Source organism: Saccharibacillus deserti, from assembly GCF_013618475.1.
GTDB lineage: Bacteria > Bacillota > Bacilli > Paenibacillales > Paenibacillaceae > Saccharibacillus > Saccharibacillus deserti.
Map to the genome: position 1 here is coordinate 259,413 of NZ_JABJVN010000004.1, position 22,483 is coordinate 281,895.

Here is a 22,483-nt window from a genome sequence, read left to right on the forward strand (position 1 = left end):
AATCGCAACACAAAAAAAGGACCTTCGCTTGAAGGTCCTCGGACTGCCTGGAAAGTCCTATTCGTTATAGAAGGGTAACGCTTTACGGCATAGCCTCTCCCGGATGTTCTTCGTGCGGAAGGCGGGAAAAGGTTTCGTCCAGTTCCACCGTGAAGACGATCGTCGTGCCCGCTTCTGCCGAAGATTCGATCCCGATCTGTCCATTCATCCGTTCTACCAGTTTCTTGGAAATCGCAAGCCCCAACCCTGTTCCCTGTGCCCGGCGGCTGAGACCTTTATCCACCTGATAGAAAGGCTGAAACACTTTTCGCCAATGGGCCTTGTGGATACCGATGCCCGAATCCGAGATTCGGAATTGAAGCCGTTTCCGGTTCTCCTCTTCGCTGCCCGGGACTACGGAGACGAACACTCCGATACGCCCCCGCTCCGTAAATTTGATCCCGTTTCCGAGCAGGTTCAGCAGGATCTGCCGGATCAGATTCGAATCGCCCATCAGCATTTCGGGCACCTCTTCCGCGACTGCGACGTCGATTTCCAGATTCTTGTCCAGCCTTGGAACCTGAAGCAGATCGACCACTTCGGCTATACATTCGCGGATTCGTAAAGGTTCTTCCAGCATCACTTGACGACCCGATTCGATCTTCGAGAAATCCAGAATATCGTTTACGATTTGCAGCAGAGACGCCCCGCTGTGGCGAATAACTTCGACGTAAACCGCTTGATCCTCATCAAGCTCCGTCTCGGCCAGCAGATCGGCCATGCCCAACACTCCGTTCATGGGCGTCCGTATTTCGTGATTCATTGTAGCAATAAACTCATTCTTGGCTTGGTTGGCGCGTTCGGCGGCTTCTTTGCCGATCAACAGCTGTTTTTGTTCGAGCAGCAGCTTTTCCTGAAGAGCCAGGGAAGGATGAATGATCCGTTCGGAGCTTGAATTCAGGTACAGCCCCGAGACAATAAATTCCCGGTCCGTCATCAGATATTCGTGCGAGCGCATCAAAGACATTTGCAGGGAAGCGGAGATTTCGGTGGCATCATAGGCACAGACCGAGATCAGATTCTGCTCTTTGACGCTGCAATCGGCCATCACTTCGAACTCTTCCAGCTTGGCCTGAATATGCGGCTGCGGCTTCCATTGAACATGAGCCCAGGTCCGGATCGACAGACGGTCATCCAGAAAAGGCTGCATAATCGCTTCAAAGTGCCGGCGCGTCAAACAGCTTTGAAATTCGCCGTGAAGCTGGTAAAAATCAAAGTTATCGACAAAATGGACATACTCGAGTTTTTCGTCGATCCACGACTCCGCAAGTTTGCGTTCGATCGCCTTTATGCAGTACTCGTTATCTATGATCAGGATTTGATGCCCTTGATTCAAGCAGGTCATCGCATAAGCCGCGGCACTGTCAATATAATGCTCTACATCTTCATACAAATACAGGATATGGCTGCCGCTGATCGAGTGTGTCAAAGATCGTAACGGACTGTCGAATTCGATCACTTGGATACGCCTCCTCTTGCACTTCGTGAAGTATTTTGGTGCATGAACGAAAAAAGCGCCTAAAATTTACCGTTTACTTAGGCTCAAGTATACCATGTAAATTCAAACGCATAGACCATTTTTTTGGTAATTATGGATCGTCGGACAAAAGAAACGGAATATCTTTATCGGCTCTCAAACTCCGCCAAACCCGCCCTTACTTCCTCCGTCGACTTGGCTTCCATCAGCTTCGTGCGCAGCTCGTTCGCTCCGCGGAAGCCTTTGATATAAATCTTGAAAAAGCGCGGCAGCGCTTTGAACGGCCGGGGTTCCAGCTCTGCGGAATAGTGGTCGTGCAGGTCCAGATGCAGTCTCAGCAGATCGAGCAGTTCATGAGGTTCGTGCTTTCTCGCGATCGGTTCAAAAGCGAACGGATTATGAAAAATCCCGCGCCCGATCATGATGCCGTCGACTCCGTATTTCTCCGCAAGCTCCAGTCCTTTTTGCCGGTCCGGGATATCGCCGTTGATCGTCAATAAGGTCTGCGGCGCGATCTCGTCGCGCAGCTGCTTGATCTCCGGGATCAGCTCCCAGTGCGCGTCGACTTTGCTCATTTCGTCGCGGGTCCGCAGATGAATAGACAAGTTGGCGATATCCTGCTTCAGAATATGGGTCAGCCAGTCCCGCCACTCGCCTAGCGAGCTGAAACCGAGCCGCGTCTTGACGCTGACCGGCAGACCGCCGGCCTTGGCAGCCTGAATAATCTCCGCGGCCAGCTCCGGGCGGCAGATCAAGCCGCTGCCTTTGCCGTTCTCCGCCACATTCGGCACGGGGCAGCCCATATTGAGGTCGATGCCTTTGAAGCCGTCTTCCGCCATGCCGATACTCATCTGGCGGAAATATTCGGGTTTGTCTCCCCAGATATGGGCGACGATCGGCTGCTCGTCTTCCGTAAAGGCCAAGCGGCCGCGCACGCTGTGGCGCCCTGCCGGATGACAATAGCTTTCCGTATTGGCAAACTCCGTAAAGAAAACGTCAGGCTTCGCCGCCGCACTCACCACATGGCGGAATACGACGTCCGTAACATCTTCCATCGGAGCCAGAATAAAAAAGGGACGAGGCAGGTTCTGCCAAAAATTCGATGTCATGTGAAAAACCTCTCTATCGTATGATCGTTGACTCAACGATCATATCAATTCCGCAAAAAATATACACCCCTTTTAAAAATAATAGGCGCCGATCGGTTGATTCGCGGAAAGATTTTGCTATAATAAATTCTATCGTGATAATGATAATCGTTATCATATGTAATTTGTTTCATTTTGTTTCACGATAGAGGGGGTTATTCATTTCGGTCCCGATTGTGCTTATCCGTGCCTATACATAGGATCCCGATTTGATCGAGATCCGCCGTTCTTACACCCTATCCTTTGGAGGTTTATGATGAAAAAATCCGCCGTATTGAAATTGATGTCCGTTCTGATCACCGCCCTTATGCTGTCGCTGACCGCCTGCTCGAACTCCAGTACCCCCGCCGCCCAGCCCAAGGCTGCTGCCGAAACGCCGGCTGCCGAGACTCCGTCCACTGTCGAGATTACGGATATCCACGGAAAAGTCCAGGTTCCGGTAAATCCGAAAACGGTCGTTGCCCTGGATAACCGCACGTTCGAAACGCTGTCCGACTGGGGCGTCAAACTGGCCGCCGTACCCAAGGACGTCATGCCGGCCGACTCGTCTTATGTCAAAGACGAAGCCGTGCAGAATATCGGAAATCACCGGGAACCCAATCTTGAACTGCTGGCGTCGCTGAACCCGGATGTGGTCATTGTGGGTCAGAGATTCGCCGACTACTACGAAGATATCAAAAAGCTGGTGCCCGATGCGACCGTTGTCGACTTCAGCTTCGACGTCTCCGATGCTTCGGAATCGCCGGGAACGAACCTCGTGAACGGACTCAAAGATTCGACGGCCAGCCTGGGCAAAATTTTCGGCAAAACGGCAGAAGCCGATCAGCTGAATGCCGCGTTCGACGAATCGATCGAAAAAGCCAAAACGGCTTACAACGGAAAAGACACGGTGATGAGCGTTGTCGTCTCTGCCGGAGAAATCGGATTCTCGGCGCCGCATTCCGGACGGGTGTGGGGACCGATGTACGAAATGTTCGGTTGGGTTCCGGCGCTGGAAGTCGATGCCGCGTCTTCCGACCACGAAGGGGACGACATTTCCGTCGAAGCGATCGCGCAGAGCAATCCGGACTGGATCTTCGTACTGGACCGCGATGCCGCGATCTCCAGCGAAACCGATGCCGTTCCGGCCCAGGATGTCATCGATCAAGCTCCTGCCCTCAAAAACACCAAAGCCATCACGGCAAAACATATCGTATACGCGCCGAACGACACGTACGTCAACGAGTCGATCCAGACTTATATCGAGCTGTTCGACAACCTTTCGGCAGCTTTAGCCAAGTAACCAAAAGGAGCACGGCTTCGTGGCAAAAAATGCAGCGCCCCAAACGGCCGGGTTTGAATCTTTTCAAACCCGGCATCTTTCCAACAAATTATGGACTTGGCCTTTTGTCGCTGCCCTGATCGCGGTACTCGCTTTGGGCGCGATTTCTCTGTTTACCGGCGTTTACGATATACAGGGACAAGCCGACGGCCGGGAGATGTTTTTCACTACCCGGGTTCCGAGAACGGCCTCCTTGATGCTGACCGGCGCCGCGATGGCCATGGCCGGACTCGTCATGCAGCTGGTGACGCAGAACCGCCTGGTTGAGCCGACGACGACGGGAACGATCGAATGGTCGGGCCTGGGCCTTTTGTTTGTGTATCTGCTGTTCCCGGCGCCAAGCCTGCTGCTGCGGATGACGGGCGCGATCCTGTTTTCTTTTATCGGGACGATGCTGTTCTTCCTGCTGCTGCGAAGAGTCCGGCTGCGGTCTTCGTTGATCGTGCCGATTATCGGCATGATGCTCGGAGCGGTAATCTCCGCCGTCTCTACGTTTATCGGACTTCTGTTCCAGATGACCCAGAATATCGAGAGCTGGTATATCGGTTCTTTTTCGAATGTTCAAATGGGACGGTACGAGTATCTATGGCTGATCGTGCTGGTCACGGTGCTGGTTTTTATATGCGCCGACCGTTTGACGCTCGCCGGATTGGGCCAGGATGTAGCCACCAGTCTGGGTATGAATTATAACCGCATCATCTTCGTTGGTACGGCCCTGATCTCGCTTGCGGTCGGCATCGTTGCGGCGGTGATCGGCAATCTGCCTTTTCTGGGATTGATCGTGCCCAATATCGTGTCCATGTTCAGAGGCGACGACCTGCGGAGCAACCTGCCCTGGGTGTGCCTGCTGGGGATGGGAACGATCATGGCCTGCGATATCCTGTCGCGGGTGCTGATTATGCCTTTCGAAATTCCGGTCTCCCTGATTCTAGGAACGGTGGGTTCGGTCGTATTTATCTTGATCTTATTGAAGCAAAGGAGGTCCCCCCAAACCCCGCGATGAGCGAACTCATACCAAGCAATCCGCCTCTCGTCGGAACCGATGCCGCCCTGCCCCGCAGGCGAAGAGCGGCCGGAGCTTTTCGTACGCCCAAAGAAGCGAAGCAGTATTGGATCCTGCTCGTCACGCTGCTGCTGTTGGGCCTTCTTGCCGCTTACGGGCTGCTGGTCTATAACAATCCGGTTCCCGTGACCTCGCCTTCTTTTGTGCCGGTTGTGCGCAGAAGAACGGTCGCAATCGTCGCTATGCTGATCGCGGCCGTCTGCCAGAGCCTTGCGACCGTTTCTTTTCAGAGTATTACGAACAACCGGATCATTACGCCGTCGCTGCTCGGTTTTGAAGCTCTCTACTCCGCGATCCATACCGGCACGCTTTTTTTCTTCGGCGCTGCGGCTTTCGTGAATTTTAGCGGGGTGGATTCTTTTCTCTATCAGGTAGCCGCCATGGTCGTGATGTGTCTGATCCTGTACGGCTGGCTGCTGTCCGGCAAGTACGGGAACCTGCAGATTCTGCTGCTGGTCGGAATCATTCTGGGTACCGGTCTGGGCTCCGTTTCCGCATTCATGCGGCGGGTACTGGCCCCATCCGAATTCGATCTGCTGCAGACCCGGCTGTTCGCTTCGGTCAATAACGCGGATGCCGCTTATTTCCCGCTTGCGATTCCGATTGTCGTCGTCACGGCTGCTCTGCTGCTGGCCCACGCCAGACGCCTGAATCTGCTGTCGCTGGGCAGGGAAGTATCGACTTCTCTCGGAAGCCGGCACAAAGCGGGCGTCATCTATACGCTTGTCCTCGTTTCGATTCTGATGGCGGTCTCGACGGCTCTGGTCGGACCGCTCACGTTCTACGGATTCCTGGTCGCCACGCTGACTTACCAGGCCGCGCGGACGTACGATCACCGCTATGTGTTCCCGATGGCGTTTGCGATCGCGTTTGTGATCATTACGGGCGCATACTTTATTATGAATCACGTGTTCCACGCGCAGGGGGTCGTCTCTATCATCATCGAGCTGTTCGGCGGCATCCTGTTTTTAAGCGTGATCTTGAGAAGGGGTAGTCTATGATCCGGATAGAAAATGTCAAAAAATCATATACGTCCGACGTGCAGATCGGCCCTCTGAATATCCAAATTCCCAAAGCGGGACTGACGTCGCTGATCGGGCCGAACGGCGCGGGAAAGTCGACGGCGCTGCTGATGATCGGCCGGCTGCTCGATCTGGACGAAGGCCAGATCAGCGTGGCCAATCTGGATATCGCCACCTCCAAATCGCGGGACCTGGCGAAAATCTTGACCATTCTGCGGCAGGAGAACCATTTCGTGACGCGGCTTACGGTTAGGCAGCTGGCCGGATTCGGACGATTTCCGTATTCCAAAGGCCGATTGACGCAGCAGGACGAAGAAATCGTCTCCAAGTATATCGACTTTCTGGATCTGACGGCGCTGGAACACCGGTATCTGGACGAGCTGTCCGGCGGCCAGCGGCAGCGGGCCTATGTCGCGATGGTGCTCTGCCAGGAGACCGAATACGTGCTGCTCGACGAGCCGCTCAACAATCTGGACGTCGCGCGTTCCGTCCAGATGATGGAGCATCTGAAATACGCCGCCGCCGAGTTTGGCCGGACGATCCTGACCGTACTGCACGATATCAACTTCGCGGCCAAATATTCGGATCGGATCTGTGCGATGAAAAACGGGCAGATCGCGGCTTACGGAACGGTAGCGGAGATTATGCAGCCGGAGATTCTGACGGATATTTTCGAGACGAAGATCGAGATTATTCAGGGGCCTTATGGGCCGATTGCGGTGTATTGAGGAGATCTGTTCGTTCTGGAAGAATGGCGACTGCGGGAGAAATTCGTTAGCCGATGCTTCCGATGTGCCTTTCTTCGAAAGGCTTTAGCCGGAATCAGAATCCCTCAAAAGATTGAAGATGAACAAAAAAGGAGCGTCCATTAGCGGACGCTCCTTTTTTGGCTTATACTTCCGGATCCTCGGTGCCTGCGCACAGAGGATCGAGTCTCCTTAAGCTTCGCTTCGAACCAGCACCGTCACGCATTCCACCTGACTCGTCTGCGGGAACATATCCACCGGCTGTACCGATTGGATCTCGTAGCCGCCGTCGAGCAGCACTTTGCAGTCTTTGGCAAGCGTGGACGGGTTGCACGACACGTAGACGAATTTCTTCGGCTTCGCGCGCAGAATCGTCTCCAGGAACTTGCGGTCCAGGCCGGCCCGCGGAGGATCGGCGACGATCACGTCCGGACGCAGGCCGTCTTTGGCCCAGCGCGGCAGCAGGTCTTCGGCTTCGCCTTCGAAGAAGGTCGCGTTATCCCGGCCGTTCTGCTCGGCGTTGCGCGCCGCGTCGGCGACGGCTTCCGGAAGCACTTCGATGCCGCGGACTTCGGCGGCGTAAGGCGCCAGCCACAGACCGATCGTACCGGTGCCGCAGTAGGCATCGACGACCGTTTCCTTGCCGGTGAGCGCGGCCGCGGCGCGGACGGTCTCGTACAGCTTGACCGTCTGCTCCGGGTTGAGCTGGAAGAACGCGCGCGGCGACAGCGTGAAGTTCAGATCGCCGAGCGATTCGTTCATCGCTTCGCTGCCCCACAGATGGATCATGCGCTCGCCGAAGACCAGCGGCGTCTTGAGCGGATTCACGTTGATCGACAAACCGCTCATTTCCGGCAGTTCGAGGCGCAAACGCTCGATCAGTTCGTCCTGACGCGGCAGATCCGCCGTCTCGGTGACGAGCGTGACCTGGATCTCGCCGGACTGGAAGCCGCTGCGCACCACGATGGTGCGGACGCCTTTGCGCGTGCCGCTGTCTTTGATATCGCTGCGCCCGCCGCGGCTGTCGCCTTTGGACAGCGGCGTATTCAGCTCGCCGAGCACGGCCTTGACGCGGTCGATCGCGCGGTTGACCTGCGGATGCTGGATCGGACAGCCGCTGATATCGACGATCTCGTGGCTGCCGATCTCATAGAGACCGGCGACGATTTCGCTCTTGGAGCCCTTCACGTCGCGGCGCTCCACCTGCAGCTGCGCCTTGTTCCGATAGTCCCACGGACGGTCCATGCCAAGCGTCGGCTTGATCTTGAGATCGTTCAGATTGGCATAACGGCTGAACGCTTCGCGCACGATTTCAAGCTTGGCGCGCAGTTGGCCCGGATACGAAATATGCTGGATCTGGCAGCCTCCGCAGATCCCGAATACGGGACAAGGCGGCTCTACCCGGTCAGGCGATTGCTTTTCCACTTCGACAAGCTTGGCCTTGAGGAATTTCTCGTGCGTCTCCAGCACTTCCGCTTTGACCACTTCGTTCGTAATCGCGCCGTCGATAAACACGGCTTTGCGGCGGAAGTAGCCGACGCCTTCGCCGTTGATCCCGATCCGCTTGATCGTGACGACGATGACGTCGCCCAACTTCACCTGCTCGGCATCCGACGCAGCGGACATCGGTTTGGATGCCCCGCCTGCGTACGGTTTCTTGCCCGGCACGGCGGCCGCGCTGTGCGGCTGCGCCGGTTTGGGCAGGCCCTGGACTCTCGCGCCGGCCGAACCCCGGAACCCGCTCGCTTCCGGACGGGTGCCCGCTGCCGTCGACGGTTTCTCGCCGCGCTGCGCCGCGCTGCGGGCTTCTTTCACTTTGCCGCCCGCATACGGTTGGCCCGATGTCGGACCTCTGCCTTTGTCGCCCGCGTACGGTTTGCCGGATGTGCTGCCGGTCACCGGCGCGCCTGCGGTCCGTTCGCTTTGACGCTTCTCGTAGCGCTCGCTTGGCGTAAGGCGCTGGCCCGATTCCGCCGGCTTGGCCGGGCGCGGCCCCGCAGAACGGCTTCCGCCTGCCGAACCGCCGCGTGCGCCGCGGTCGCTTCCCGCTCCCCCGGCCAATCGGCGCTGCGCGCCGGACAATTCCGTACGCTCGCCCTGCGCCGGACGGCTGCCCGCGGAAGCGGAGCCGCTTTTGGCGCTTTCCGGTTTGGCGCTGCGTTTGGCTGCCGGTTTCTTCTTCTTGCCGGAGCCGCTGTTTTTCTTCTCTTCTTTGGCCGTTAGAATCCTGCGTTCCTTACGGCTTGGCGCCGTCGATTTTTCTTTTTTTTCGCTCATTATCATTAACTCTCCATCTATATTAAAATTGGATACTGCTCGCATCGCTTGTCCAACGTCCGTCCGCATCGTTTCCGTGTTCACTATACCATTTTACCGCAAAAAAAGAACCTGTTTCCGCCGCACATGCGCAAACTCCAAGCTGCCCGCCTTCCGAGAAAGTCCGGTTCGTTTGCGTATGTGCTCCTGCGAAAAAGATTCCCCAAGCGCTCTACTCGGTTAACGGCTGCCCGTACCGCTCACGGACCCGGCCGCCGTTGTGCCTACTCGTAACGTCCCGCCGCAAATAGCAGAAACGCCAACCGCTCCCATTCCGCTTCCGACCGGCGCGCTGCGGACGATCCCGGCTCCCCGATCTCCGTCTCCTCCTGCCCGTGAGCACCGTCCTCGACCCAGGAAGCGATCCCCGCCAGATAGTCTTTCAGTGTGAGGTTCGCCCAATCTTCGGAATTCCGTTCCAGATCCCCGGTCAGCCGGCGTACGAATTCGATAAAGCCTTCCCGTCCCGTGACGGCCGCCAATTCCTCGTGAATATTCATCTCTAACCCTCCTGATGCTTGAGCTTGTCCTACTTCACTTATCGGCTGACAGATGTACGGATTGCAGGTAAAAAAAGGATTCCGCAAAAAAAGCCCCTCCGCCATCTGGCGAAAAGGGACTTGTCTGCCTTCAGGAAAAGCCCGGGCGCCGAAGCCCTGCGGGGCAGCCGCCCCGGTCGTTACTTCGCTTCTTCGTTTTCTTCGTCCATGTCCGCCCGGTATTCGAGCACATCGCCGGGCTGGCAGTCGAGCGCTTTGCAGATCGCTTCGAGCGTCGACAGCCGGACCGCTTTGGCTTTGCCGTTCTTGAGAATCGACAGATTGGCCATCGTAATGCCGATCCGTTCCGACAGTTCGGTGACGCTCATCTTGCGCTTGGCCAGCATGACATCGATATTGATAATAATCGCCATAGGTTTCACCTCAGACCGTCAATTCATTTTCAAGCTGGATCGCGATCGCTTCCTGAAGCAGCTTCTGGAGCACCGCCGCAAACACGGTAATGACGAGCGACGCGAATACGATCACCATCCCGATCACGATGATTCCCGGCGCATCGTCGCGTTCCGCCATCAGATAGAAGAGCGGCATGCCCAGCGTAAACAGCCCGCCGACGCCCATTCCGCAGTACTTGATCTTTTTGAGCGCCTGCACGGCCAGATCCGAGAACGCTCGCCTGCGCTCGATATGGACCAGCAGCCGGAACGACTCGACCAGCGCCCAGTAGAAAGGAATGGACGCTGCGTACAGGTCGGTCCAGACCCAGATTCGGATCGAAGGACTCTCCGGATACAATTCCGCCGCAAAATTCCCGATCTCCGGCACCACGAAAATATAAATGGCCAGAATCGGCAGTCCGATCAGGATGACGGCCGCCTTCAGAAAAAGTGTGATTCCTCGCTGCATAACCTTTCCCTCACTTGTCAATTGGATTGGATTTGCTTTGAGTTTATCGTTTTATTTATCGTTTTGCAATAAATAATTATCGAATAATATTGTTTTGAAACAAAAAATCTCTTTGATTGGCAGGGAGAACTGTACGGAGCTCCTGCCCGGATCAAAGAGAAGTTTAGCTTGCAGTCTGCTTTTAAGGAAAGTGTAGGCGAACGTAAACTCAGTAAGCCGTCCAGCCCGCGTCCGCCGTCAGCGTGACGCCGTTGACGAAGCTCGAATCGTCGGAGCCGAGGAACAGCGCCACTTTGGCGATCTCGTCCGCTTCGCCGATCCGCGGGTTGATGCCCATGCCGATCATGGCGCGCTCCATCCCGAATTCGTTCGGCTGGCCCATGGTCGCGGAGATATTGGTCGCCACGCCGCCCGGAGCGATCGCGTTGCAGCGGATGCCTTTGACCGCGTATTGGAAGCCGACGTTTTTGGTCAGGCCGACCACCGCGTGCTTGGACGCCGTGTACGCCGCTCCCGCGCGCGAGCCGTTCAATCCGCCCGCCGAAGCGACGTTGACGATGACGCCCTGGCCTTTTTCGAGGAAGATCGGCAGCGCTTTGCGGATCGCCCGCATCGGACCGGTCGTATTGATCGCGAAGACGCGCTCCCACAGCTCGTCGGTCAGATCGCCCGCCGGCGTGAAGCCGTCCATGATGCCCGCGTTGTTGACCAGGATATCGAGCGTGCCGTATTTTTCTACCGTATGGTCGATCAGCTGCCGGATATCGTCTTCGGAAGTGACGTTCGTTTTGATCGCAAACGCCTCGCCGCCCGCATCCTTGATCTCCTGCGCAACCGTCTCCGCCGCTTCGAGATTGATGTCCGATACCGCCACTTTGGCGCCTTCCGCCGCATACAGGATCGCGATGCTGCGTCCCATGCCCGATGCCGCGCCCGTTACGATTGCCGTTTTGCCCTGAAGTTTCATCGTTTGGCCTCCCGTTTCCTTATTTGAGTATCGTTCGTCAACAAATGTTCATTAAATGTCGGCAAATTTAGTATAATCAATCATAGACAGCACCTACAATCGGTAAAAGAAAGCGCTTTTGTACATTAATGGACAGGCCAGCAGGCAAATGTTCATTAGAAGGCGGGCACGATTGCGTACGTACAATCAAGGAGGCACGAAGATGAAAAATCGGTTCACGGATTCCGCGGGCAGCGGGCCTCTCTCGCAGACCGACCGCCGGGTTCGCAAGTCCAAGCAGGCGCTCAAAGAAACGCTGATCGCCCTGATGCACGAACGCGACTTCAAGGAAATCTCGATTACCGATCTGGTAAGCGGCGCCGACCTCAATCGCGGGACCTTCTACAACCATTACCGGGACAAAGAACAGCTGCTGGCCGAAACGGTCGAAGACGCCATGGTCGACCTGATCGCCTCGTTCCGGGAACCCTATCTGCGATCCGATTCTTTTGCCTTGAAAGAACTGACCGCACCGGGCATCAAAATTTTCGAACATGTGCACCGCCACGCCGCTTTTTACAGGCTGATCGTCGAATCGCAGGCGCTGCCCGGCCTGGCGGACCGGATCTGCGGCGTCATCAAAGAGCTGAGCCTGCACGATCTGGAAGCCCAAGGCCACAATCCCCGGATCGACCGCGAACTGTACGCCGGTTATCAGGCCTACGCGATCTGGGGCATGATTCTGGAGTGGATCAAAGGCGGCTACGCCTATACGCCGGAGTATATGGCCGGGCAGCTGCTGGAGTATATCCGCAGTCTGCCGACGGACGTCGTATACCGCACCGGCGGCGCCAGCCGAAGCGAAACGGATGCGTAAACGGCAGGCGTGTATGGAATCCGGACATGCCAAAAACCCCGCTTCACCGGAAAAGTTCCGGCGTAAGCAGGGCGGATTCGGATCCGATCGATGCCGTTACGGCCCCGGGAGCGGCTGCGTTTATCCGCTCTTGGCGCGGCGTCGGTTCTTCATGCGGGTCTCGGACGGCACATACGGCGATACGCTCTCATCCATGCGCGTCATCCAGACGTAAATGAGCAGACCGAGAATCGGGATCAAGCCGAGCAGCGCCATCGCCTGAGGCAGCGAACGCCGGCGCGATCCCGTATAGATCGCATAGACGGACAGCAGGGTCAGCAGACCGAAATCGATCGTCATGACATGAACGAAATGCGACGTACGGAACGCTTCCGCATATACGCCCAGGTCGCCCAAGGCAAGTCCCCAGACCATGACGGACAGCGTCAGCACGAAGAGAACGGCGTGCGTGACCGACGATTCGGCCGTGCGGCGCAGCTTCTCGGGCAGACGCAGATCGTGCGAACCGGCATGCGTCGCCGAAGTCAGAATATAATAAGGCAGCAGTGCGAACACGCCCAATGCGAAAGACAGCAGTACGAACGGCCAGGCCGGTACCTTGCGGTCATCGTGGCGCAGCAGCATGCAGGCAAACGTCAGCGGAAACAGACCGAGCAGGGTAAACACGGCCAGCAGCGAAGGTTCATCGGACTGCAGTCTGAGTAGGGAACGGAGCCACGGATCTTCCCCACCGTCCGCTCCGGGCGCAAAAAACAGCGCGTACACGATGAAGGCCAGCCAGACGACGAGCAGCAGCACTCGGGAAACGCGGGTCATGGCGGTCACACCTTTCTCTGGGAATGGGGGGAAGGGTCGGCTCAGCCGGTTCCCGCTTATGCGGCTGCGGCTCTACTCCTCATTACCCGTATCTGCGCATCTTGGCAAGCAAGCTTCCGGAAAAAGATCGCCGATCCGGGAAGAATCTTCGAATCCGCACAGCAAAAAGACATCCGCGCGGAGAAGGAGACGCGAATGCCTTCGGCTGTAACGAAAGGATGGATCGCGGGGAAAAGTCTGCCTTGAGGGGACCGTCGGAGAAACGTGCCGTTCCTCCACCGGGTACAGCACTTTCACTGTATCACCCCCTAATGAACATTTTCTGAACAATGGACTCCTTTTTTATGGCCTCACAGCTGTGTGCAAAAAAAAGGAGTCCGCGAAGCGCAGCCCTCTTCTTTTGATCTCTTCTTTTGATCTCTTCTTTTAATCCCCGCATTCCGCAGGCTTGGCCGCGTTTGAACAAGGGCGATTTTTCGTTTTCAAGAACTGATCGCAGGCGGCAGACCCTCTTTTTTTCAGTCGAAACGTTTTCGCATACAGACACCACCGCTTTTCCGTGTTAAACTATAAAATCTATAACTCGCTCTCTTTCGGAACGAACCGAAAAAAGACGGGGCATGGCATTATTCGATAGCGGAGGGAACTTATGCGCAGCTTGTACTCAACATGGAATCGAATCAGTCTGGTAAAACGTATCCTGATCGGCCTGGCGGTCGGCATCCTGCTCGCTCTGGTGTTCCCGGGCGCCAAATGGATTGCTCTGCTCGGCTCCCTGTTCGTCGGGGCACTCAAAGGCATCGCTCCGATTTTGGTTCTGCTCCTGGTCACGGCCGCCGTCTCCAGGCACCGTCAGGGCCAGCGGACCAATATGAAATCGATCATCGTCTTGTATATGGCAGGCACTTTCCTGGCCGGACTGACGGCCGTCGCCATCAGCTTCCTGTTTCCGGTCAGCTTGTCGCTTGTCAAACCTTCCGAAGCCCTCACCCCGCCCCAGGGGATCACGGAAGTGCTGCAGACCCTGCTGCTCAACCTCGTCGACAATCCGGTCAACGCCCTGATTAATGCGAACTATATCGGGATTCTCGCCTGGGCGGTACTGCTCGGCGCGGCGCTGCGCCATTCGCGGGAAGAGGTCAAAGACGTCATCGAAAGTCTCTCCGACGCCCTGGTCCGTATTGTCGGATGGATTATCAACCTGGCTCCGATCGGCATCTTGGGACTGGTGTTCTCTTCGATCACCGAGAACGGCCTGGAATCCCTGCTCGATTACGGCCGGCTGCTCGCCGTGCTGATCGGCTGCATGTTCTTCATCGCGCTGGTCGTCAATCCGCTGATCGTCTATGCGACGATCCGGAGCAACCCGTATCCCCTCGTACTCCGCTGCCTGAGAGAGAGCGGAATTACGGCCTTCTTCACCCGCAGCTCCGCCGCCAATATTCCGGTCAATATGAAACTGGCCGAGAAGCTGGGCCTGGACAAAGAAACCTATTCCGTTTCGATTCCGCTCGGCGCTACGGTCAATATGGCGGGCGCGGCGATCACGATCTCCGTGCTCACGCTTGCCGCGGTGCATACGCTCGGAATTCCGGTCGATTTCGGCACTGCGCTGCTGCTCAGCGTTCTGTCCGCGGTGGCCGCCGCAGGCGCATCCGGCGTTCCCGGCGGATCTCTGCTGCTGATCCCGCTGGCCTGCAGTTTGTTCGGCATCCCGAACGAAATCGCGATTCAGGTCGTCGGCGTCGGCTTTATTATCGGCGTGCTGCAGGACTCTTGCGAAACAGCTCTGAACTCTTCTTCGGACGTGCTCTTTACCGCATCGGCCGACCGGGCGCGCAAGCGCAAGGACAGCAAAATTTCAACCGGCAAATTCTGAGCCGAATTTCCAGCACATAAGGCTTCGGGAGTTTTCCTCCCGAAGCCTTATGTGTGTTTGCCCCGTTTTCGGGACGTTCGCCCCGTACTTTTGGCAGGTTAACGTGTATAAAGCACTAGTCTACAAGCAAGCAACATGATAGTATAAAAATTGTGCCTTAATACATATAAAAAGGCAAATTCATCCGTCTATGTACTCTAACATTTGGAGGGTAAAATTCATGTCATTTTGCACGAAATGCGGCAGTCCAATCCAAGAAGGCGAAACGCACATCTGCCAGCCGCCAGCTTCTTCCCCGCCTCCGCCGACGTCTGCTCCACTCTATGATTCACAGCAGCCACAGACAGGTCAGCAGCAGCCTTACGCACCCGGTGATGCCGGCACAAAAGACTACGGCACTCTGGTCAAAGGCGAACTGTCCAAGTTTGAAAAAGGAACCCTGCTCGGTCTGCTAAAAAACCCCATGTCCGCTCTGCACATGCACGGAGAATCGGATCTGCGCTACGGTCTGATGGGACTCGCCGCTTCACTGATCGGCTTCATGCTGTGGGCCTGGTCGTTCAAACGCAATCTGGTCCATACCATGTTCGAACTGATGGGCGGAGGATCACCCTCCGAGTGGAGAGACGCTTACAGCGAAGCCGGTGAGCAGTTCAATATTATAAGCCCGCTGTTTGTAGTCGGACTGGTCTCGCTGGCTGCATTGATAGGTGGAGCCATCCTACTCGGCAGCTGGTTGGGCACCCATAAAGTTTCCGGCAAAGAAAGTTTGACCAAACTGGGCTCGGTCCAACTTGCAGCAGGTGCGGGCTTTATCGCCTGTGCACTGATGATGTTCGTCTCGATGCGTTTGGGTCTTCTTCTTCTGGCGGTCGTCATGCTGTCCGCTCTGGCACTTACGATGTTCGCTTCCGCACAGCTGTTCCGAGTCTCAGCCGAGCGGATTCTTCCGTTCGTTGCTCTGTTTACACTGCTTATGCTCGCCGCGATCGCCATCACCTTCAACCTTCAGGTACAGGCGGGAATCGAGAATATGCTGGGATCAACTCTCGGCGATTTCCTGTAATGTCACCTTACCGAAAGGAATGATCGATTGATGTATTGTCCAACATGTGGAACCAAGGCCGAGCCGGGATGGAAGTTTTGTGAAAAATGCGGAACGACGCTCGAATGGGAGTCGGCTTCGCCGCCCCCAGCCATCGTTCAGCCTGCTATGCGAAGCACTGCTGAACCAAAACCGGCTCCGCCTGCGAAGCCGAAACGCCCCATGTCCAAAAAGACCAAAATTCTTGCAGGCAGCCTCGGCGGAGTCGTACTGCTGCTCGCCGCGGCCTATCTGATTCTGCGGATGACCTATGGACCGTCCACGCCCGACGAGCTGGCCAAAAAGCTAAATGTCGCTCTCGATGCAAAAGATACGGCAGCGTTCTCGGCTTATCTCGACGATCCGAATTCTCCGCTTCTGGCCGCGGACCGCCTACAGACCTTCAAGACTTCGCTGGAAGATGAAGACGTGCGAAGAAACTACAAAGAAGGCATTTTGAATGCAATCCAGCTGGCAGAAACCGCCAAAAAAAGCGGAGATGACGACTCGTTTAGCAGCCGTCTGAAACAGGAACTCGAAACGTCGGATGCCGAGTTGTCGCCTTATTGGATTACGTTTGCCGAAGAACGTTCCTGGAGAGGCAGCCGCTGGAGCGCGCATGTCGTTCCGGTCAGTATCGCCGCCCGAAGCTCCGATTCGGCCGAAGAGGCAAAAAGTTCGATTAAGATCGGCGAACTGAAAGCGGAAGACGGTATGCTTAAGAATCTCTGGCCGTCTTCCTACACTTACAGTGGCGCTTTGACCGGGCTTTACGGCAGCCAAGAGTACGACGGACGGGTAGAAGCCTATCAGTACCCACAGCCGGTCGATGTCGTATTCGACGTATCCAAGACGAATGCCCTTACGCTGCGTTTTCCTTCTGTAAACACGAAAGTGACTTTGAACGGCAAAGAAGTAACCGGGACACCCGGCGAGTATACGACCTTCCGTCCGGTTCCGCAGAAGATCGAACTGACGGCGTCCACCGATGCTTACGGCGTTGCCTTGAGCGGTAAAGCGACCGTGGATGCCGCACAAGACACGGATTATGAAGTCGGCACGATGCTGCAGCAGGCAGCTTCCGAGCAGGCGGCCGATCTGTTCTTCAAGACGATGACAAGTTGGGTCAAAGCGACAAATGCCGGTAGTCCGGCTCTGCTCACCGGTTACGATCCGCAGGGAAGGTTTGGCGAATATCTGACCTGGGAAATGGAGAACGATCCGGACAGCCGTTATGCGCTGGGCCGAGTCTTTGTCAACCCGGCGAATATCCGTTTTGAACAAGACTATTTGACGGTGGATGCGGGTTATGTGTATGCGGATAGCGACTATCTGGACGAAGAGCGAAGCGATGCGATTCGTCTTGAGATCGCTCCGCAAAGCGGCAAGAAATCCTGGTGGATTACCGGATACAGCTCCGCTTATGTTGAAGAAACGGATCAAGATATCAAGCGGGAAAATGCCGAGTTCAAAAAAGAAAGCTCCGCTTTGTATGCCGCAGCCAAAAAAGCTGACGCTCCCAGCTCCACGGAGATCGGCAGCACACCTGTAGACGCCTCCGCTTCCGGATCTGCCGCGTTTACGCAGGAAGATGCCCAATCGTTCATGAACGATTACCTAACCTCTTCCGTCGATGCCATCAATAACCGAGATTTCAGTTATGCCGCTCCTTATATGGACCCAGACGGGCCAGCCGCAAAAGAATCATCCGATTATATCCCTTATCTGGAGTCGAAAGGGATTACGGAAGCATTTGAAGGCGCCGTCGTAAACGAATTCAAAGATAACGGCGATTCAACCTATACCGTGCACACTCGCGAATCTTACATCATCTACAACAAAGATATGGAAGGTACGGCGAGAAGCTTCGATTCCGTCTACACGCTGAGCGTAATCGACGGTATGCTCAAAGCCCACAAGCTGGTCAGCACCGAAGAAGTCGAATAATCCGAAGTTCGGCACCGCAATCCCTCTCGGCCGCACGGTCGGTCGCAATATCGTGCCGTAACCGGCAAAAGCCTTTGCCCTCCTGCCGAGGGTAAAGGCTTTTTGGTTTCCCGCTTTTTTCGTTGGTTCCGCCCGCAGCGCCGCTTATTCCGGCTTCCTTCAGCCTGTGTCGGCCTGCAGGGCTTCCCACACCGAACCTTCCTGCCTGCCGGCACGTACAAGGTTCTCCCGCTTCTTCGTCACGGTTCCTCCTCCTTTCAGCCGAACATATCGTCATCCAGTATCGTCCCGCGCTCCGGCTCGTCTTCGACAAAGCCTGCCATCTGCCGCATTCTGGCTTCGATCGGCCGTTTGGATCCGACCAGAATCCGGTTCATCGGATCGAGCGGATCTTCCTGCGGCAGCGCGAATCCCCTCATATGGGGAAACACGTCCGCAAGCGTCGCCCAGACCGCTTCGGTATGCACATCGCGCCGCCCCCGGCCGAACATGTTGATCAGGATCGCGCCGTGCTCATCCAGTTTGTCCGCCGCCGTTTGGAAGCATCCCCGCGTAAACAAATGCCACGGCACGCCTTTTTCCGTAAAGGCATCCAGTACCACGTAATCCAGCAGGCCGTCCGGTTCCCGTTCCAGCAGCTTCCGTCCGTCGCCGACTTCCGCTTGTCCTTCATATCCAAAATACAGACGGCTCAGCTCGACAATCTTCCCGCTGATCTCCGCCGTGCGAATCGCCTTGTCCGCAAAATGCCGCGAGATCGTGCCGATCCCGTGTCCGATCACGAACGCCCGCCCGAACGCAGGATCGTTATGCGCCATCAGATGGACGATCGCGCGCGGATATTCGAGCACGATCCGCCCCGGGTCGTTCAGATCGAGCGCACCCTGGGCGTCTCCGTTGGCGAACTCCAGCACGCGGAAGCGGCCTTTTTCTCCATATAACTCTTCCGTCTCGCGGACCGTAATGACGCTTCCCCTGTCCTGTTCGCGGTGCAGCAGCTTCATCTCCGTCATCCTCCTGTTTGAATCGCTTGTTGCACGGCACGGCCGTACGTCCATTCTGTCCATTATAGAAAAAAAGTTCCGGTTCGGCAAAAGCGCAGACGTCTCGCCCATTGCCAAATCCGAAACGGATATGATAAGATACTGAACGAAAGTTCAGTAAACGGAGGTTAGTCATTTTGAATAAAAAACAGCTTCAGAGCGAGCAGACACGCAAACGCATCGCCGAAGCGGCCCGGCATCTTTTTGTACAAAAAGGGTATAAGGCGACTTCGATCGAAGACATCACCGCCGCGACGGGAAGCAGCAAAGGCAATATCTATTACCATTTCAAAAGCAAAGAAGGTCTGTTCCTGTACCTGCTCGACGAGTGGGATCGGGACTGGTTCGATAAATGGCGGGACAAGCAGCATCTGTACGGGAGCGCCGCCGAGAAAATGCACGGCTTCGCCGAGCTGCTCGTGATCGAGGATCTCAACCATCCGCTGACCCAGGCGGCGGACGAATTTTTTGGCGGCGAGATCGAGAGCGACATTATGGAAAAGCTGTCCGTCATGACGGCCGACCATCTCCGCTTCAATCAGGATCTGATTCAGTCCGGCATGGACAGCGGCGAATTCAAAGCCGGCGACTCTGCCAAGCTCGCGCTTGTGCTCGAAGGACTGGTTATCGGGCTCAGCCGCCTCTCGCGGCGCTCGAATTCGAACATCGACGAAGCGCTGGGCACGTACCGCCTCGCCGTGGATGTTCTGCTGAACGGTCTTGCCAAGGCTCCGCATACGTAGCGCGGCTCGGGTCGACAGGTCGGAGTAAAGCGCATGAGCCTATCGAATCCACCGTCCGCAGTTGCCCGCTTTTTTACAGACCGAACGTTCAGTCTTTCAAATTTCCGACTTGATTATCCTTGCCTCACCCACACAATGAATACGGAGGAACCTTTCTCATGTCTTTAATGCTTCGCAACCGGGCCGCCCTGCTGCTGCTCATGTTCAATATTTTCCTCGTTTTTACCGGAATCGGGCTTGTCGTGCCGATCATGCCGACCTACATGAACACCCTCCATATCGGAGGAAGTATCGTGGGACTGCTGGTCGCCACCTTCTCGGTCTCGCAGCTGATCTGCTCGCCCATGGCCGGACGCATGTCCGACAAACTGGGCCGCAAAAAAGTCATTATCGCCGGTATGCTGATCTTCGCCATATCGGAATTCCTGTTCGGCATGGCGAATGCGCCGTGGCTGCTGTTCGTCTCGCGTATTCTCGGCGGCGTGGGCGCGGCCCTGATTATGCCCGCGGTCATGGCTTACACGGCCGATATCACCTCCGATGAAGAGCGCGCCAAAGGTATGGGCTTCATCAACGCCGCGATCACGACCGGCTTTATTATCGGCCCGGGCATCGGCGGATTTCTGGTCGAATTCGGGATTCGCGTCCCGTTCTTCGCCGCCGGCATTGCCGCTCTGATCTCCGGTGCGGTCACTCTGCTTGTGCTTCCCGAGTCGCTCAGCATGGAGCGCCGCGCCGAGATTGCCGCTTCTTCGGCCGGTCCGCGCGACAGTATGCTCAAGCAGCTCCTGACTTCCTACCGGACGCCTTATTTCCTGAGCCTTGTCATCGTATTCGTCAGCGCTTTCGGACTTGCCAACTACGAGACCGTATTCGGACTGTTCGTCGACCAGAAGTTCGGCTTTACCGCGCGTGACATCGCCATTATCATTACGTTCGGTTCGATTGCCGGGGCAGTTATCCAGGCCACGGCTTTCGGCTGGCTGCTGAACCGTTTCGGCGAACAGCTCGTCATCTCGCTGTGTCTGGCCGCCGCTTCGCTGTTCGTGCTGCTGACCTTGTTCGTTCATCAGTACTGGCTGATCGTCACGGTGACCTTTATCGTATTCCTGGCAATCGATATTCTGCGTCCGGCGATCGGCACGCAAATCTCGCGCCGTGCGGGCGATCAGCAGGGATTCGCCGCCGGATTGAATTCCTCCTACAGCAGTCTCGGCAATATCGCCGGGCCGATCGTAGCCGGTACGCTGTTCGATGTGAATATCAATTATCCGTACGCATCCGCCGCGATCGTGCTCTTCCTCTGCTTCCTGCTCGTCCTGTACGTCGGACGAAGCGACCGCAGACGGGCCGAACGGTTGACCGGAGTCAAATCGGTCGAGAATGTGTAAGACCCAGCAGACGGTCAAGACGGATCGCAGGCAGCACCCGGTCCGATTGCGGCGCAGGGTCTGCCGCGAATTACGGCGGGCTGCCCCGCTTTTCCAATCAAAAAGGCTTCCGATCCCCCATTAACCCGGCGGGGAATCGGAAGCCTTTTGCTAGGCCGCGCCACCTGGCACCGCCAAACGGCTGCCCAACAAGAATCTCACGGCGATGGAGAAGTCCTTATTCGCCGGCTTCCTCTCTGTCGGTGCGCCTATCCATGGGCTCTACATGTACGCTGACAAAGTTGATCCCGTGTTTGTCTTTCATTTCCGCTTCGATCCGGTCGGCAATATCGTGCCCTTCGACCAGGCTGAGATCGCGGGGGACTTCGACGACAACGTCCAATACGGTCTGGCTGCCGTTGACACGCGCTTTGACTTCGCGGACTTCTTCGACGCCGCTCACCCCTGCGATCGTGCCTCGGATATCGGCCAGTTCGTTCTCGTCGAAGCCGTCGGTAAGCCGGTGCAGCGAATCGCGCAGAATCTCCCAGGCCGTCTTGCAGATGATGAGGCCGACGACAAACGCCGTCACGACATCCAGCCACGGCATGCCGAGCTGCGAACCGAGAATCCCGACCGCCGCACCGAGACTGACCAGCGCATCCGACAGATTGTCTTTGGACGCCGCCATCAAGGCTTGACTGCCCGTCTTGAGCGACAGGTCCCGGTTATACCGGTAGACGCCGTACATCGCGATCGCGCACACCAGGGCTACGGCGGCCACCCAGGCCTGCGGCGCTTCGCCGCTTCCGGCTGTCAGTGTTCGGGCTGCGCCGAGCAGCACTTCGAATCCGACCAGAACCATGATGACCGACGCAATCAGCGCCGCTACCGTTTCCGCGCGAAAATGGCCGTACGCATGGTCGGCATCCGGCGGCTTGCGCGAAATCTTGAGTCCGATCAGCACCGCAACCGAAGCCACGATATCCGTCAGATTATTTAATCCGTCCGCCTGAAGCGCGCTGGACAGAAACAGATAGCCGATCGACAGCTTGAGTGCGGACAGAATCAGATAAGCAAAAATACTGACCCAGGCCCCCCGCTCGCCTTCTTTGATTTTCTCGTATACATCTACCATGCGCACAGCCTCCAAACCCGCTTCTCCTGAACCTGTTCCATCATAACAAGCCGGTTTGCAGTGGGTCTAGAGAAACATTATAGCCGCGGGGGAACGTTGTAA

Annotated in this window: 20 protein-coding genes and 1 pseudogene; 11 read left to right on the top strand and 10 right to left on the bottom strand. The window is 56.4% G+C overall.

Features of this window, described 5'->3' with window-relative positions; all coding sequences use genetic code 11:
* Positions 1-82 precede the first annotated feature (82 nt).
* Together HOP44_RS13050 and HOP44_RS13055 are read right to left on the bottom strand one after the other, a co-directional pair.
* Positions 83-1,498 carry an ATP-binding protein gene (locus HOP44_RS13050; protein ID WP_172253999.1) on the bottom strand — a complete coding sequence of 472 codons (1,416 nt, stop codon included), beginning with the start codon at positions 1,496-1,498 and terminating at the stop codon, positions 83-85.
* Between the two features lie 164 nt (positions 1,499-1,662).
* Positions 1,663-2,625: a tRNA dihydrouridine synthase gene (locus HOP44_RS13055; protein ID WP_172254001.1), complete on the bottom strand. Its 963-nt coding sequence runs from the start codon at positions 2,623-2,625 to the stop codon at positions 1,663-1,665.
* A gap of 295 nt (positions 2,626-2,920) precedes the next feature.
* On the opposite strand from HOP44_RS13055, the gene HOP44_RS13060 reads away from it, so the two are divergent.
* From HOP44_RS13060 to HOP44_RS13075, 4 genes are all read left to right on the top strand, one after another.
* Positions 2,921-3,946: a siderophore ABC transporter substrate-binding protein gene (locus HOP44_RS13060; RefSeq protein WP_172254003.1), complete on the top strand. Its 1,026-nt coding sequence runs from the start codon at positions 2,921-2,923 to the stop codon at positions 3,944-3,946.
* A 118-nt stretch (positions 3,947-4,064) separates the two neighbouring features.
* Positions 4,065-4,988, top strand: coding sequence for an ABC transporter permease (locus HOP44_RS13065; RefSeq protein WP_343059883.1), 924 nt, complete (start codon positions 4,065-4,067; stop codon positions 4,986-4,988).
* A complete protein-coding gene (locus HOP44_RS13070) occupies positions 4,985-6,049 on the top strand; it encodes an iron chelate uptake ABC transporter family permease subunit (protein ID WP_172254007.1) in 1,065 nt (354 codons plus the stop codon). Before HOP44_RS13065 ends, HOP44_RS13070 begins: the two co-directional genes overlap by 4 nt.
* A complete protein-coding gene (locus HOP44_RS13075; protein ID WP_172254009.1) occupies positions 6,046-6,798 on the top strand; it encodes an iron ABC transporter ATP-binding protein in 753 nt (250 codons plus the stop codon). Before HOP44_RS13070 ends, HOP44_RS13075 begins: the two co-directional genes overlap by 4 nt.
* A gap of 210 nt (positions 6,799-7,008) precedes the next feature.
* On the opposite strand, the gene rlmD is transcribed toward HOP44_RS13075, so the two are convergent.
* From rlmD to HOP44_RS13100, 5 genes are all read right to left on the bottom strand, one after another.
* A complete protein-coding gene (gene rlmD / locus HOP44_RS13080; RefSeq protein WP_246369808.1) occupies positions 7,009-8,442 on the bottom strand; it encodes a 23S rRNA (uracil(1939)-C(5))-methyltransferase RlmD in 1,434 nt (477 codons plus the stop codon).
* Between the two features lie 914 nt (positions 8,443-9,356).
* The gene (locus HOP44_RS13085; RefSeq protein WP_172254013.1) at positions 9,357-9,632 is read right to left on the bottom strand and encodes a DUF7660 family protein; all 276 of its coding nucleotides are present in this window, start codon (positions 9,630-9,632) and stop codon (positions 9,357-9,359) included.
* A gap of 179 nt (positions 9,633-9,811) precedes the next feature.
* A complete protein-coding gene (locus HOP44_RS13090; protein ID WP_172254015.1) occupies positions 9,812-10,045 on the bottom strand; it encodes a helix-turn-helix domain-containing protein in 234 nt (77 codons plus the stop codon).
* Positions 10,046-10,055: 10 nt separating this feature from the next.
* Positions 10,056-10,538, bottom strand: coding sequence for a DUF2975 domain-containing protein (locus HOP44_RS13095; RefSeq protein ID WP_172254017.1), 483 nt, complete (start codon positions 10,536-10,538; stop codon positions 10,056-10,058).
* A gap of 208 nt (positions 10,539-10,746) precedes the next feature.
* A complete protein-coding gene (locus HOP44_RS13100; protein ID WP_172254019.1) occupies positions 10,747-11,505 on the bottom strand; it encodes an SDR family oxidoreductase in 759 nt (252 codons plus the stop codon).
* Positions 11,506-11,707: 202 nt separating this feature from the next.
* Here HOP44_RS13100 and HOP44_RS13105 point away from each other — a divergent pair, with 202 nt between their 5' ends.
* The gene (locus HOP44_RS13105; protein WP_172254021.1) at positions 11,708-12,361 is read left to right on the top strand and encodes a TetR/AcrR family transcriptional regulator; all 654 of its coding nucleotides are present in this window, start codon (positions 11,708-11,710) and stop codon (positions 12,359-12,361) included.
* 120 nt (positions 12,362-12,481) lie between these two features.
* Here the strand turns inward: HOP44_RS13105 and HOP44_RS13110 are convergent, their stop codons facing one another.
* The gene (locus HOP44_RS13110; protein ID WP_172254023.1) at positions 12,482-13,177 is read right to left on the bottom strand and encodes a hypothetical protein; all 696 of its coding nucleotides are present in this window, start codon (positions 13,175-13,177) and stop codon (positions 12,482-12,484) included.
* 649 nt (positions 13,178-13,826) lie between these two features.
* Between HOP44_RS13110 and sstT the strand changes: the two genes are divergently transcribed.
* The 4 genes and pseudogenes from sstT (at position 13,827) to HOP44_RS13125 (ending at position 18,087) form a co-directional block, all read left to right on the top strand.
* A complete protein-coding gene (sstT, locus tag HOP44_RS13115; RefSeq protein WP_172254025.1) occupies positions 13,827-15,056 on the top strand; it encodes a serine/threonine transporter SstT in 1,230 nt (409 codons plus the stop codon).
* A 220-nt stretch (positions 15,057-15,276) separates the two neighbouring features.
* The gene (locus HOP44_RS13120; protein ID WP_172254027.1) at positions 15,277-16,122 is read left to right on the top strand and encodes a hypothetical protein; all 846 of its coding nucleotides are present in this window, start codon (positions 15,277-15,279) and stop codon (positions 16,120-16,122) included.
* A 30-nt stretch (positions 16,123-16,152) separates the two neighbouring features.
* A pseudogene (locus HOP44_RS23275) lies at positions 16,153-16,218 on the top strand (zinc-ribbon domain-containing protein); the annotation flags it as partial.
* Between the two features lie 105 nt (positions 16,219-16,323).
* Complete coding sequence (locus tag HOP44_RS13125; RefSeq protein ID WP_246369779.1) at positions 16,324-18,087, top strand: TcaA NTF2-like domain-containing protein; 1,764 nt, start codon at positions 16,324-16,326, stop codon at positions 18,085-18,087.
* 257 nt (positions 18,088-18,344) lie between these two features.
* Here HOP44_RS13125 and HOP44_RS13130 read toward each other — a convergent pair whose 3' ends face one another.
* A complete protein-coding gene (locus tag HOP44_RS13130) occupies positions 18,345-19,091 on the bottom strand; it encodes a spermidine synthase (protein ID WP_172254031.1) in 747 nt (248 codons plus the stop codon).
* A 176-nt stretch (positions 19,092-19,267) separates the two neighbouring features.
* Here HOP44_RS13130 and HOP44_RS13135 point away from each other — a divergent pair, with 176 nt between their 5' ends.
* Both HOP44_RS13135 and HOP44_RS13140 read left to right on the top strand, forming a co-directional pair.
* Positions 19,268-19,873, top strand: a complete 606-nt coding sequence (locus HOP44_RS13135; RefSeq protein WP_172254033.1) for a TetR/AcrR family transcriptional regulator — start codon at positions 19,268-19,270, stop codon at positions 19,871-19,873.
* 158 nt (positions 19,874-20,031) lie between these two features.
* Positions 20,032-21,264 (top strand): MFS transporter, encoded by a 1,233-nt coding sequence (locus HOP44_RS13140; protein ID WP_172254035.1) that lies wholly within the window; start codon positions 20,032-20,034, stop codon positions 21,262-21,264.
* A gap of 217 nt (positions 21,265-21,481) precedes the next feature.
* On the opposite strand, the gene HOP44_RS13145 is transcribed toward HOP44_RS13140, so the two are convergent.
* Positions 21,482-22,381: a cation diffusion facilitator family transporter gene (locus HOP44_RS13145; RefSeq protein ID WP_172254037.1), complete on the bottom strand. Its 900-nt coding sequence runs from the start codon at positions 22,379-22,381 to the stop codon at positions 21,482-21,484.
* Positions 22,382-22,483 lie beyond the last annotated feature (102 nt).

What these genes read in the sequence shown, in the direction of transcription:
- sstT (WP_172254025.1), top strand. Translation starts at nt 13,827, where the DNA reads ATGCGCAGCTTGTACTCAACATGGAATCGAATCAGTCTGGTAAAACGT.
- HOP44_RS13110 (WP_172254023.1), bottom strand. Translation starts at nt 13,177, where the DNA reads ATGACCCGCGTTTCCCGAGTGCTGCTGCTCGTCGTCTGGCTGGCCTTC.
- HOP44_RS13075 (WP_172254009.1), top strand. Translation starts at nt 6,046, where the DNA reads ATGATCCGGATAGAAAATGTCAAAAAATCATATACGTCCGACGTGCAG.
- HOP44_RS13125 (WP_246369779.1), top strand. Translation starts at nt 16,324, where the DNA reads ATGTCCAAAAAGACCAAAATTCTTGCAGGCAGCCTCGGCGGAGTCGTA.
- HOP44_RS13090 (WP_172254015.1), bottom strand. Translation starts at nt 10,045, where the DNA reads ATGGCGATTATTATCAATATCGATGTCATGCTGGCCAAGCGCAAGATG.
- HOP44_RS13105 (WP_172254021.1), top strand. Translation starts at nt 11,708, where the DNA reads ATGAAAAATCGGTTCACGGATTCCGCGGGCAGCGGGCCTCTCTCGCAG.
- HOP44_RS13055 (WP_172254001.1), bottom strand. Translation starts at nt 2,625, where the DNA reads ATGACATCGAATTTTTGGCAGAACCTGCCTCGTCCCTTTTTTATTCTG.
- HOP44_RS13140 (WP_172254035.1), top strand. Translation starts at nt 20,032, where the DNA reads ATGTCTTTAATGCTTCGCAACCGGGCCGCCCTGCTGCTGCTCATGTTC.
- HOP44_RS13095 (WP_172254017.1), bottom strand. Translation starts at nt 10,538, where the DNA reads ATGCAGCGAGGAATCACACTTTTTCTGAAGGCGGCCGTCATCCTGATC.
- HOP44_RS13130 (WP_172254031.1), bottom strand. Translation starts at nt 19,091, where the DNA reads ATGAAGCTGCTGCACCGCGAACAGGACAGGGGAAGCGTCATTACGGTC.
- HOP44_RS13145 (WP_172254037.1), bottom strand. Translation starts at nt 22,381, where the DNA reads ATGGTAGATGTATACGAGAAAATCAAAGAAGGCGAGCGGGGGGCCTGG.
- HOP44_RS13060 (WP_172254003.1), top strand. Translation starts at nt 2,921, where the DNA reads ATGAAAAAATCCGCCGTATTGAAATTGATGTCCGTTCTGATCACCGCC.
- HOP44_RS13100 (WP_172254019.1), bottom strand. Translation starts at nt 11,505, where the DNA reads ATGAAACTTCAGGGCAAAACGGCAATCGTAACGGGCGCGGCATCGGGC.
- HOP44_RS13070 (WP_172254007.1), top strand. Translation starts at nt 4,985, where the DNA reads ATGAGCGAACTCATACCAAGCAATCCGCCTCTCGTCGGAACCGATGCC.
- rlmD (WP_246369808.1), bottom strand. Translation starts at nt 8,442, where the DNA reads ATGTCCGCTGCGTCGGATGCCGAGCAGGTGAAGTTGGGCGACGTCATC.
- HOP44_RS13085 (WP_172254013.1), bottom strand. Translation starts at nt 9,632, where the DNA reads ATGAATATTCACGAGGAATTGGCGGCCGTCACGGGACGGGAAGGCTTT.
- HOP44_RS13120 (WP_172254027.1), top strand. Translation starts at nt 15,277, where the DNA reads ATGTCATTTTGCACGAAATGCGGCAGTCCAATCCAAGAAGGCGAAACG.